This window comes from Wolbachia endosymbiont (group A) of Bibio marci (genome assembly GCF_947251645.1).
Lineage (GTDB): Bacteria > Pseudomonadota > Alphaproteobacteria > Rickettsiales > Anaplasmataceae > Wolbachia.
Genome location: NZ_OX366364.1, coordinates 1,040,817 through 1,052,717 on the forward strand (window position 1 = coordinate 1,040,817; position 11,901 = coordinate 1,052,717).

The following is an 11,901-nucleotide window of genomic DNA, read 5'->3' on the forward strand; positions in this document are numbered from 1 at the left end:
ATGAATAAAATCAACTTTCTAAAATTCATTGAACTGTGCTTTCAAACGGTGGTGCCGGGATGTGAGTATAATGATTATCAGTACATAAAAGTCATAGAAGACAGGCTGAAAGCAGCGAATGCTGGCGAAGTAAGGCGCATAATATTCAATATGCCTCCGCGTTCAATGAAGTCCATATGTGCTAGTGTTGCGTGGCCCGCGTGGATACTGGGAAATCAGCCATCTGCAAGAATAATAGTTACAAGTTATTCTAAGTTGCTTAGCGAAAAACATTCGCTCGATACGAGGTGCATAATGCAATCTGATTGGTATAAAGAACTATTTCCAGAGGTAAAATTATCCAAAGACCAGAACACTAAATATAAATTCCAAACAGTGCAGAGAGGATTTAGAATCGCAACATCAGTTGGAGGGACGTTAACCGGTGAAGGTGGAGATTTCATCATCGTGGATGATCCGCTTAACCCTGCTCAAGCTTTGAGTGAAACGTTTAGAAAGCGTGCCACAAACTGGTTCGATCAGACTTTGGTAACGAGGCTCAACGATAGAAAAAAAGGAGTAATTGTGCTTGTTATGCACAGGCTGCACCTGGAAGACTTAACTGGGCACCTCTTATCCAAGCCAAAAAACATATGGCATCACATTTGTTTGCCAATGATTTCTGAAAAAGTGGAGATAATCGACTCAATTACGACACAAGAAAAAGGTTTATATTCAAGAGAAGAGAATGAGTTATTATATCCCCTCGAGGGAGGAAGAGAAGAAGTTGAGATGATAAAAGTTGAACTCGGGAGTTACGCTTTTGCTGCTCAATATCAACAAAACCCCCTGCCGCTTTCAAGTGGTATAATAAAACAAGAGTGGCTAAAGCGCTATAAAAATTTCCCTGATAATCTCTCACATGTAACTCAAAGCTGGGACACTGCAGTTTCAACAAACGATTCCAGCGACTTTAGTGTCTGCACCACCTGGGCAAAAATAGATAATAAATTCTATTTACTTGATGTATATCGAGCAAAGCTTGAGTACCCAAAGCTTAAAGAGCAAGTTCTGTCACTAGCTGCAAGATGGGCACCACATGCAATTTTGATTGAAGCAAAAACGAGTGGTCAGCAATTAACACAAGAGCTAAAGGCAAATAGCGATCTACCGATTATTGAAATAGTGCCACACAATGACAAACTCACTCGATTTTATCAAATTGTTCCGGTGATAGAGTCTGGCAGGGTTTTTTTGCCACAGCAAGCGGTATGGCTCAGCGATTTTGAGTACGAAATTTTAATGTTCCCAGAAACTCGCCATGACGATCAAGTGGATAGTACCGTACAATATCTGCAATGGATGAGAAAAACTAATACCAGTGCTTTCAGGGTCAGGGACTTTGGCCCCAACCCTAATAAAACACTTGGGTGGCTGAGAGCAGTGGATTAGATTAAATCAATAGCTGAAGACTTATCTGTTTGATGAGAGGGACTACTCAAACTTAACGACTTCAGCATTGAAAGTGGTGAAGAATCTCTTTTCGGAGATTTTCTTAGACTATCTTCACCTACAGGCGATTGAGACTTACGTTTTGGCAATCTTTTTCCAGTATTCTCACAATCCATAGACTCATAACCACTTATTCCACTTGTTGTTGCCTCAGCTTTAGAACTTACGTTTTCAGCATCAGTTACGAACCCGGAAGAATAACCGCTGTCTTTATTATCTTCGAGCTTCCCCTTTTTAGCTACTGATGTACCTTTAGTACACTGTTGCTCTTTCAAAGGCAACTTTGTTTCCCAATCGTTAAAAGTACGGTCAAGGCAGTATCCACCTTTGTCTTTTATAATTGGAATATCTTCTAATGCGTTTTCATCGGGATAACAGGCTGTAGCTGCTTCGCGATGTTTTATCCTATTGTAATATCCTCCTTCTCTTTCTATTCCTTTCTTCACCTTGAGATCTACCAATCTGTCCTTTTTAGATTTCACTGCCTCTTTGATAATGTTAATGTCGATCTTTTCTATTTTCACTTCTTCCTCATACCCATAAATAAAAAGTTTTTCTAAGTTAGATAAAGCACCACTACTTATATTAGCAACAACTGTCTTTCTTGAATTTTTCTCACAATCATTTTGATTTTTTTCATAATCAGGATCAGGAAGAAATTTAAATGGAAACTCATCAAAATCGCAAGATTCTCTTGCTTCTTTCTCAGTTTCATAATACTCTTCTACTACATAATCTATTACCGCCTGTAAATATTCCTCTCTATCAACATTATCATGGAGTAAACTAACAATTTTCCCATCTTTTGCAAAAAAGTTAGTATAAACACTATCAAGAGTATAATTCATTAGGTTGAATGTATAAAGCAATGCTTTAGACAACTTTTCTTCTTCCTTTTCCTTAGTAACTTGCTGTTTTTCTTTCATGCTACAAATGTTCTCCGTATCTTCTGGAGGATCTGCAAAAATTCCAAGATTTGAGGATATTGGATCATTCCTTGTCGTAAGAGAAGAAGTCGATGGTGGCAAACACCAAGAACTACTCCCTGTTGGCATATTTTTACCAGCGCCTCTCGATGATGAAGCTCCACTCTGTGAGCATGATAAACCACTAGGTTCTGGTTTAGTAAATTGCATTGACGATATCCATTTATTTTCGGACGTGCCTTGTGATAAACAAGGGTTCGTTTGCTGAGCCCAAGGGTTAGCCCCTACTGGATTAGCACCTTTCCATGATGAAGGTCCACTCTGTGACCATGATAAACCACTAGGTCCTGGTTCAGTAAATTGCCGTGACGGCATCCATTTATTTCCGGACGTGCCTTGTGATGATCAACGATTTTGAGCAGCACTTACAGATTGCGATAATGAAGATGGCCCTGAAACACCATAACTAACTGCAATAGAATTCAGCTGCGGCAATGGCGGAAATCCTTTACTCGTTCCAGCTAAATTTACATGATTGTGCAGTAGCAGACCTTCTTTTTCCGTTTCTGATCCTTGCTCTGACCCTCGCCTGGGAGAATCATTTAATGCTCCTTCCTGACTCCGCGTGGGAGACTCCAATTGTGTGTCTGTGACATCTTAGACGATGGCCCTGGACCACCACTTGAAGAACCAGAATCCTTAGGTTTCGAAGGTGAATTACTATCATAACCACTATCTGTGTCTGCTTTCCTTTTGTTGGGCGGTGTTTTTGGAGGCGGCAATGCTCGAAAATGAAGCTCATGGTCAATGGACAGTTCATGATCTTTGTTGATTACAGAGTTTTCTATGATTTTATTCAGCACACAATAAGAAATGTTCACATCAGCAAAATCTATAGCATATACGTAATCACTACTCCAGTATGGATTTTTTAAATGACGACTTTCAATTCTGGTAACCACAGCATCACCAAATGTACGGTTGAGGTCATATGCATCATCCTTGCTGAGAAACTCAAGAAACTTACCATTTTGCACAAGAGGAATAAGAACTGAATCTTCTTTACTATTAACATAAGAAGTACGAGTAATAGTACGAACTGGAAGGTCTGCTGCCCTATCTATAAAATCGATTATTGTATATTTCAGTTTATCAACAGTTTTGTTCTTAGCACTAGGAGTCTGAAGATAACGACATTCTAAAGATGTATTATATGCTATTATGTCTTTAATGAACTCGACATTATCAAAAATGCTTTTTTTTATGTATACACAATTACCAATTATTTCCAAGTAGTCTCTTGGAGCATTTTCGTACCCTTCAATATTTGCTAAAAATGAATCAACAAAGTCTTTTTGTAGTCCCTTATCATAAAAATGCATACAATATAAATAGGAGTTCCTATCGAAACTTATATTATATATATGTTCTCTTAAATACCCTGGACCATGTTTCTTTCCCATGCCCTCTTTTACATCTCCGGCAAGTGCTTTAGCTAGATAGCATTTTAAATTAAAAACCACTTCTTCATCTATTTTTACTGAAAATTTCTTTCTTCCTTTATCATCTCTAGGTAAATGTTTCGTGTTAAAAGCGAACGGAAAAAACTTCAAATTATAAGATACACCAGCAGCTTTTTCATCTCTATAAGATTTTTTAATTATTTTCTCCTTCACGTTATTCAAATACTTCATACATTGTTTGGAATCCATATTTTTATCAAATGAGACAACAATATGATCCTTACCATGCAAACTTTGCACGGTAAGGTTAGTAAATGCAATATCATTAAAACGAAGATTAATATTAAATGCCTTTACTAATTCTCGATTTACTTCACTTATATTAGGCATAACACCCCCCTGTTTTAAATATACTTATGACCTTGAACTACCTTTACTACTACTCTGACTATTACAACTACTCATAGAACTGCTAGGATCATTCTTTCTTGCCCTCTCTTCATCTCTTTCTTTAAACCTATCACGATAGTCATCGATATACTTTGGATCTACTTTGCTTAGATCAGCTATTTCTCTTTTTCTTGTAACACGATCAGATTCTTTTTTATCCATATTGCTCCCAGTAAAAATATTATGTAATTAATATACTAAAAATAAAATTAAGTGCAAGCACTTTTTTATATTTTTTTTTAAAAAACTTTATTCACTCTTTTTTCATAAAACTTAAGTTTTCGAGATTCCAGTGTCACGCACTGGAATGACAAAAAAAGACGCTGAATGACGCCTGTGTTTCTTTTTGCCATCAACTCCTACTCTTTTAATGTCATACCAGTACCTCTTTTTCTTGTCATCCCAGTGCCCAGACACTGGGATCCAGTCTTTTTTGCAATTCATCAAAAACGCTCCCTTTTAACATAAAACCCTACATTTATCAAACCTAATGTACAATTAAGTTTCCTGGATTCCAGTGGGCTTTGTTGCATAGCAACCGAAAAAATCTGGTGGCTACTGACAAAATTCATTATAAATAACCATTTAACTGTTGAAGAAAAAATATGCCACAGAAAATGAAAGTCAGCAACCAAAACGAATATAACAAATTCCTTGAAAAAAGGGGAAATATTTTTCGTTACATCGATGAAGCTATCGAAAATTGGTATGAAAATAGTCCAAAAATGCAGGGCGGCAACTATATTTACAGTGATAAAGTCGTAATTTTGGTGCATATAATTGTCAATCTTTTTAGAATTGGTTTAAGACAAACGGTGGGGTTTATAAAAGGATATCTGCAACAAATAGGAAAAAATTTGGCAGTTATCAGCTATTCACAAGCATCAAGAAGGTTTAAAAAACTTAATATTAAGATAAATGATTGCAGGGTTGATAAAAGCAACATGGAAAATATTGAAATTATCATAGATAGCACAAGTATCAGCATTTACAGTAACACTCCTGGCCACAGTAAGGAAAACAGTGCAGATAGAAAGTACCGAAGCTACGAGCAAGTAAGAAAGTTACATGTTATGTTAAGTGTGAATAGTAAAAAAGCTATAGCTGCAAGATACAGTAATGGCGTCTACTCTGACCACTATGGAGCTTGCGATTTGCTTGAAGAAGTTAATTTTCAGCACAAAATAAAAGCATTATATGCAGATAGGGCATACGATAGGCACAAACTTTATAAATTGTGTAAGAAATACGATATAAAGACAAAAGTTCTACCAAAAAAGGATGCAGCAGAACATTCAAAAATAGATTATATGTCTGACAGAAATGCTGCTATTAGGTTAATAAAATTATATGGACAAGATGGTGTAAAAGAGTGGAAAAAGGAAGCAATTTATGGAAAGAGATCTTACATAGAAGGATTTTTCTCAAGGTTGAAGCAAGTATTTGGATTTAGCTTTAGGAATAAATCTGAAGTAAATCGTGAAAAAGAATTACTAATTAAGTGCTATTTGCTCAACAAATTCACTGATATTGGTATGGCTAAATTTGAAATCATTACATAAATTTGTCGTAAACCATCACTGCTTAAGGTGCTATGCAACAAAGCCATTCCAGTGTCACGCACTGGAATGACAAGAAAGGGACACTGGGATGGCTTTGTCATCTAAGTAGCTAAAACTAGCTATCTCGATGGTGTATTACCATTTCCTCTTGCTGCACGTTCATTCAATACATCAGTAACTTTTGACTTAGGATTTTCTTTAGCATCACTTGCAGAACTACGCTGATCAGCATTAGACTTTTCATTATCAGTAGTTCCCGATGGAGCTTGATAATGACCAATTGGATAATCATGTACAGGAGTAGGTATTCTTCGAGGCTTTTTAGCATTACCACTATCTAAATTTATCTTCTTTGATTTATGATCACTAGCTTCAGACCATTTATCCTGCCCCTCCCTCGTCATATTTGCCCCAGACTGCCCTGAAGTTTTCTGTGGACACACCTCTTTCTTCGGTTCAGGCTTCGCTTTTTTCTCTTCTTCCACTTTTGGTTTTGTTTCTTTTACCTCGCGGATCTCCTCCTTTATAACCTCTTTAGGCATTAGTTCTTTCATAGGTTTTGGTAAAAGATCTAGTTCTGGTTTGCTCAGAACAACCGGTCTTACAAATCCGGGTGAAACTTCAAAAAGGGAAACTGGCACTTTAGGTTTTTCTCTTTCATCTACCTTGATTTCTACGTCTTTACGAACTTCTTTAGTTGCTTCTTCCTTTAATGATGTTTTTTCTGCTTTTTTATCTTCTTTTTCTTTAGATGCCTCTGCCACAGCCGCCAACTCAACTCCAAAAATCTCTGCGAACATTGTAACAATCCATCCGACAACGGCCAGCTGTAACTTGAGTTTCAGTCCCCTCAGCGCTTCAAGCCTCTCTAGTATTGCTACTTCCTCTTCTTTAGATAAACCACCACCGAATAATTTTTCTTCCAATTCTTTTATCTCTTTGTCCAACCTCTGATCGAAACTTAAATCGCGTGCAAAAATCTTCTTGATTAACTCCTTAAGCTTGTCACGCATAAATTTAATTATCGAAAGAAGCCAATTTTTTTCTTTCTTCTCCTTGAGCATTTGGTAGATTTTCGGATCTACATCTACTTCAAAGAGGTTGAAGAGAGGTTCAAAGAAATTCCACAGTGTTCTTTCATAATTGAAGTAACCCTCATCACCTTCTTCTCCGATATGTAGCTCTGCTTGAGATGATATTTCATCGATACAACTAGAAGCCTGACGCTCACACTCGAGCCTTCTGAGTAAATCTTGTCTGGCAAGCTCCTCTACGGCTGCTTTTAGTTCATTTAACTTCTGCTCCGCAGAGAAATCTTGCTCCCTGATTTTTCCTTGGAAGATTGAGCTACCGTTTTTGTTATTATCTGAAAAATTTTTCATTATTTTTGTCCCCTCAATAAAATTACTGCCTTTGTTCTTACCTAGAAAGCTTTCCACCATTTTTACTCCCTTCATAAAACTTAATAATTTAATTTTACAGCACTAAACATTTAAGAACTATTAATGTAAAGATGTCAATAAGATTATTTACATCTTTACACTATATATATTATATCATACGCCATTTAACCTTTCAATAATATTCTTGCTGCTTTTTCAAACTCTAGCATGCGCTTTCCTTAAATTGGTTCTTATTAGTGTTCACTTTTGCCTCTACCACCACTTTTTCCTGTAAAGGATTTGATATAGATTTTATTATACTCTCTGGCATAACATTGTACAACATATTATATTCAGAGTGTATTGAACGAGCCTGAAAGGCTGATAAACGAGTATCAACAAAGACTGTCAGAAAGCAAAGATAAAGCTACATTAGATATATCTTAGCCACTTAAGTAGGGTTGGGCCCGACCCTGAAAGCACACCCATTGTAAATACTGTACTATCCACTGTGGCGAGTTTCTGGGAACATTAAAACTCATACTTAAAGCCATACCGCTTGGTGCGGCAAAACAACCCTGCCAAATCGGAACAATTTTGAGTGAGCTTATTATTGTGTGGCACTATTTCAATAATCACTGTCTGCCTTTAACACTTGTGTCAATTTGCTGCGAACAAGCTTGCGTAAAATCAGTAGATGGAACATCCTTAGTAGTCTCGGTTGGCTCTGTAGATACACTATCACTCATCTTAAAATTCTTGCTTATAACTTCTGAAACATTTTCTCCCTCTAAAAGACAGTCTTTTCCTAAACTTGATTTGTCTTTTAATTTGTTAAACTTTGCTTTGTTTTCCTCATCAATCTCTACTTTTATTTTATTACCACCTTCCTTACTAGGACTTAGATAAATATTAATCTCTCCTACCTCAGTGGTAAAAGACATTTTAATGCTACCTTTTAAGACATCTGTGTAATTTCTTTTTCCATCTTTTGTACCTTCAACTCTCACTATACTTTCCCCAATTTGAAGTATGCCGACTTTTAATTTTAACTCTTTAGCTTTCTCATTGTTTAAGATTTTCACAGGTTCAATAATACTATCTTGTGAATATTTCACATAAAAATATCTATTATCTATTTCTGCTTTAAAGTCATACTCATGAATTTGCTTACTTTTGTTTACAATACCTTCACATGCTATGCTTATTAGCTTGCTTTCAATTTCTTCACATTCCTTAGAGAGATTATTTATATAATTAGATCCATAATCTTGTGCTAGATCGGTATTACCGAAGAAAAATTCTTGTCTTGCTTTTCCACCTTTTAACAATAACTTGTTAGTGATGCTTTCTATGATGCCTGAAACTTTATCTTCATTGTCATCGTCTTGGTCGGAGATACCATCAGACTGCCTTTCACGCGCTCCAGTTTCATCGCGTAGTTTCAAATTATTACTACTAAGAACATCGTCTATTTCTTTAAATATTAAATTTGTTACAGTTTCTTTATCATCTTTTTCATTGTCATCACTACAACTTGAATTTAACCTTATTCCTTCCTTCAAGTACTCATCTACTATTTTCTCAATACTTTCTAGAATATTTTCTTCAGATTCTTGTTTATTTTGTGCTGTCATACCTCTTATCTCCTCACAAAACTTATCAATTAGCTCCTGTTCATCTGTAGTTAATGGTATTTCTAGCTTCGCTAACAGTGAGTCTTCTAGAAAAAGATAATCACTTGAACTACAGCTCGAATCCTCGTCTTCTGGGTCACAATCACTCGGTTCAGTAGAAATTGTTTTATTATCGTCACCGGAGCTATTTGAACAATCATCTACCGAACCATCAGATGTTGTTGAATTCCCTTCATTTTCACGAGAATCATCTGAATAATAGTCCGAATCCTCTTCTGTGTTACAATCACTCAATTTAACAGACTCTATCTGACTATCATCACCAGAGCTATTTGAACAATCGTTTCTTTCACCTACCGAACTATCAGGTGTTGCCGGATTCCCTTCATTTTCATAAGAATCATCTAAATCATAACCCAAATCCTTCAAAGCTTGACGGCACTCATGTTTAGTAACATATTCAAATGGAGTCTTTTCACTTCGATCTTGCACATTTGAATCAGCTCCTGCTTTTAAAAGAAATCCTATACCGTTAGTATCGTTACGTTCAGCAACGTAATGTAACAGAGTTTTTCCATCTTGGTTTTGTACATTTGGATCAGCCCCTACTATTAGAAGAGACGTTATATATTGAATATAATTGTAATCGCCTAATGAATTGCTATTGCTTTCTAACCAATTTAAAATGCCACGTAATTCTTCATCTAAGTAATATGACAGAGTTTTTCCATTTTGGTTCTATATATTTGGATCAGCTCCTGCTCCTAGAAGAAACATTATATGTTGAATATTATTGGGAGGATCTAATAGATTGCTATTGCTTGCTAACTGACCTAAAATGTTACGTAATTTTTCATTTAATTTCTTGTTTGGTACCCCACCATGCATATTCTATAACCATTACTCACTAATTCTTCAGTGATTACTGTAATATATAGATAAATCAATAAAAAAATACACCTTTCCTTCTTCAGTTCTAAAATATTGTCAAAAGGCTCAAAAAGATGAGTTAAAGTAAGAAGGAGAATAGCAGGTTGTTTACACTTTCATGCTATGCCCATAGCATCATATATTACTTAACCTTTCAATAATTTTTTTATTCTTGCTGCTTCTTCAAACTCTAAATTTTCAGCATGCTCTATCATTTGCTTTCTCAAGTCATCCTTATTAGTATTTACTTTTGGTTCTGCTATTGCCCTCTCCTGTAAGGTGTTTGATATAGGTTTTATTATAGTCTTTGGGACAATATTGTGCAATATATTATGTTCTTCTTGTTTTTTTCTTCTTCTTTCGGTCTCTCTTAATGCACGATCTAAAGAACCAGTGATTTTATCTGCATATAAAATTACTCTACCTTCAGCATTACGTGCAGCACGACCGATCGTTTGAATTAATGAAGTTGCCGATCGCAAAAATCCTTCTTTATCAGCATCCAAAATTGCAACTAACCCACACTCTGGAATATCAAGACCTTCCCTAAGCAAGTTAACACCTACTAAAACGTCAATTTCTTTAGATCTTAATTTACATATAATTTCTATTCTCTCCAGCGCACCAATATCCGAATGCAAATAACTCACTCTCATATTCAATTCACTCATATATTCAGCCAAATTTTCAGCCATTTTTTTCGTCAATGTAGTGATTAAAACACAAAATCCCTTCCCTATTGTCACTTGTGCCTCATGAATTACATCATCAATTTGACTCTCTATTGGTTTCACAATGCAGATTGGGTCTGTAAGCCCTGTTGGACGGATAACCTGCTCTATAAATACATTATTGGTCTTTGCTAGCTCATACTTTCCGGGAGTGGCTGAAATGTAAATAGTCTGCGGCCTAACTTCCTCCCACTCTTCAAATTTTAATGGACGATTATCAAAAGCGGAAGGGAGCCTGAAGCCATAGTCAATCAATTTCTTTTTACGCGCCTCATTACCACTGTACATCGCACCAACCTGAGGAACGGTGACATGACTCTCATCAACAAATAAAATTACGTCTTTGGGTAAATATTCAAACAAAGTAGGCGGTGGATCCCCAGCTTCCATTCCATAGAGATAACGCGAATAATTTTCAATACCTTTACATATTCCTGTTGTTCTCATCATTTCGATATCAAAATCAGTGCGTTGCTCGAGGCGCTTTGCTTCAATAATCTTGTTTTGCGAGTAGTAATAATCCAAGCGTTCATGCAGCTCTTTTTTGATTAGCTGAGCTGCCTGCAACAAGGTCTCACGCGGGGTTATGTAATAGCTGTTTGGAAAAATGGTGATTTTATTTACGCCTTTAGTAACATTGCCCGTTATAGCATCAATTTCAAAAATTTCTTCTACTTCATCGCCAAATAACGATAAACGCCAAGCTTTATTTTCATAATGGGAAGGAAATATATCAATAATATCGCCGCGCACTCTGAAATATCCTCTCTCAAACCTGGCATCAGAGCGCTTGTATTGGAGATCAGTTAAGTTGCTCAGGAAATCATTAATACGAATTTTATTTCCAACACTAAGCGATATGATCATGCTAAGATAGCTCTCAGGCGAACCAAGACCATATATGCAGGAAACACTGGCAACTACGATCGTATCCCTGCGCTCCAAAAGGGAGCAGACGGTGGAATAACGCAGCATCTCAATTCTTTCGTTGATTGCAGAATCTTTTTCGATATAAGTATCAGTTTGTGGTAAATAGGCTTCAGGTTGATAATAATCATAATAAGAAATGAAGTATTCAACAGCATTATGGGGAAACAATCCTTTCATTTCCTCATAAAGCTGTGCTGCTAAAGTTTTATTGTGTGCCATAATTAATGCAGGCCTATTTGTTCTTGCAATAACATTTGCCATAGTAAAAGTTTTCCCAGAACCAGTAACTCCAAGCAAAACCTGATCTCTTTTATTGCTATTTAGCCCTGCAATTAAGCCATCGATTGCTTGTGGTTGATCTCCATCTGGTTGAAAATGTGTAGTGATTTGAAATTCCAT

11 protein-coding genes are annotated in these 11,901 nt (G+C 36.2%); 2 read left to right on the plus strand and 9 right to left on the minus strand.

The features are described 5' to 3' along the window. The gene (gene terL, locus OPR48_RS05495) at positions 1–1,431 is read left to right on the plus strand and encodes a phage terminase large subunit (protein WP_265025757.1); all 1,431 of its coding nucleotides are present in this window, start codon (positions 1–3) and stop codon (positions 1,429–1,431) included. Here the strand turns inward: terL and OPR48_RS05500 are convergent. The 5 genes from OPR48_RS05500 to OPR48_RS05520 form a co-directional block, all read right to left on the minus strand. Next, positions 1,428–2,792 (minus strand): hypothetical protein, encoded by a 1,365-nt coding sequence (locus tag OPR48_RS05500; protein WP_265025758.1) that lies wholly within the window; start codon positions 2,790–2,792, stop codon positions 1,428–1,430. The two genes, terL and OPR48_RS05500, sit on opposite strands and share 4 nt — an antisense overlap. A gap of 30 nt (positions 2,793–2,822) precedes the next feature. After that, the gene (locus tag OPR48_RS05505; RefSeq protein WP_265025760.1) at positions 2,823–3,056 is read right to left on the minus strand and encodes a hypothetical protein; all 234 of its coding nucleotides are present in this window, start codon (positions 3,054–3,056) and stop codon (positions 2,823–2,825) included. Next, a complete protein-coding gene (locus OPR48_RS05510) occupies positions 3,020–4,270 on the minus strand; it encodes a hypothetical protein (RefSeq protein WP_265025761.1) in 1,251 nt (416 codons plus the stop codon). Before OPR48_RS05510 ends, OPR48_RS05505 begins: the two co-directional genes overlap by 37 nt. A 24-nt stretch (positions 4,271–4,294) precedes the next feature. Next, the gene (locus tag OPR48_RS05515) at positions 4,295–4,492 is read right to left on the minus strand and encodes a hypothetical protein (RefSeq protein ID WP_265025763.1); all 198 of its coding nucleotides are present in this window, start codon (positions 4,490–4,492) and stop codon (positions 4,295–4,297) included. 111 nt (positions 4,493–4,603) lie between these two features. After that, a complete protein-coding gene (locus OPR48_RS05520) occupies positions 4,604–4,774 on the minus strand; it encodes a hypothetical protein (RefSeq protein ID WP_265025765.1) in 171 nt (56 codons plus the stop codon). Positions 4,775–4,935: 161 nt separating this feature from the next. Here OPR48_RS05520 and OPR48_RS05525 point away from each other — a divergent pair, with 161 nt between their 5' ends. Next, positions 4,936–5,892, plus strand: a complete 957-nt coding sequence (locus OPR48_RS05525) for an IS5 family transposase (RefSeq protein WP_264735368.1) — start codon at positions 4,936–4,938, stop codon at positions 5,890–5,892. Positions 5,893–6,011: 119 nt separating this feature from the next. Here OPR48_RS05525 and OPR48_RS05530 read toward each other — a convergent pair whose 3' ends face one another. The 4 genes from OPR48_RS05530 to uvrB all read right to left on the minus strand — a co-directional run bounded on the left by OPR48_RS05530 (position 6,012) and on the right by uvrB (position 11,901). After that, positions 6,012–7,334: a hypothetical protein gene (locus tag OPR48_RS05530; RefSeq protein WP_265025767.1), complete on the minus strand. Its 1,323-nt coding sequence runs from the start codon at positions 7,332–7,334 to the stop codon at positions 6,012–6,014. A 575-nt stretch (positions 7,335–7,909) separates the two neighbouring features. Continuing rightward, a complete protein-coding gene (locus OPR48_RS05535) occupies positions 7,910–9,631 on the minus strand; it encodes an ankyrin repeat domain-containing protein (protein ID WP_406831126.1) in 1,722 nt (573 codons plus the stop codon). A gap of 18 nt (positions 9,632–9,649) precedes the next feature. Next, positions 9,650–9,799 carry a hypothetical protein gene (locus OPR48_RS05540; protein ID WP_265025770.1) on the minus strand — a complete coding sequence of 50 codons (150 nt, stop codon included), beginning with the start codon at positions 9,797–9,799 and terminating at the stop codon, positions 9,650–9,652. A 188-nt stretch (positions 9,800–9,987) separates the two neighbouring features. Continuing rightward, the gene (uvrB, locus tag OPR48_RS05545) at positions 9,988–11,901 is read right to left on the minus strand and encodes an excinuclease ABC subunit UvrB (RefSeq protein WP_265025771.1); all 1,914 of its coding nucleotides are present in this window, start codon (positions 11,899–11,901) and stop codon (positions 9,988–9,990) included.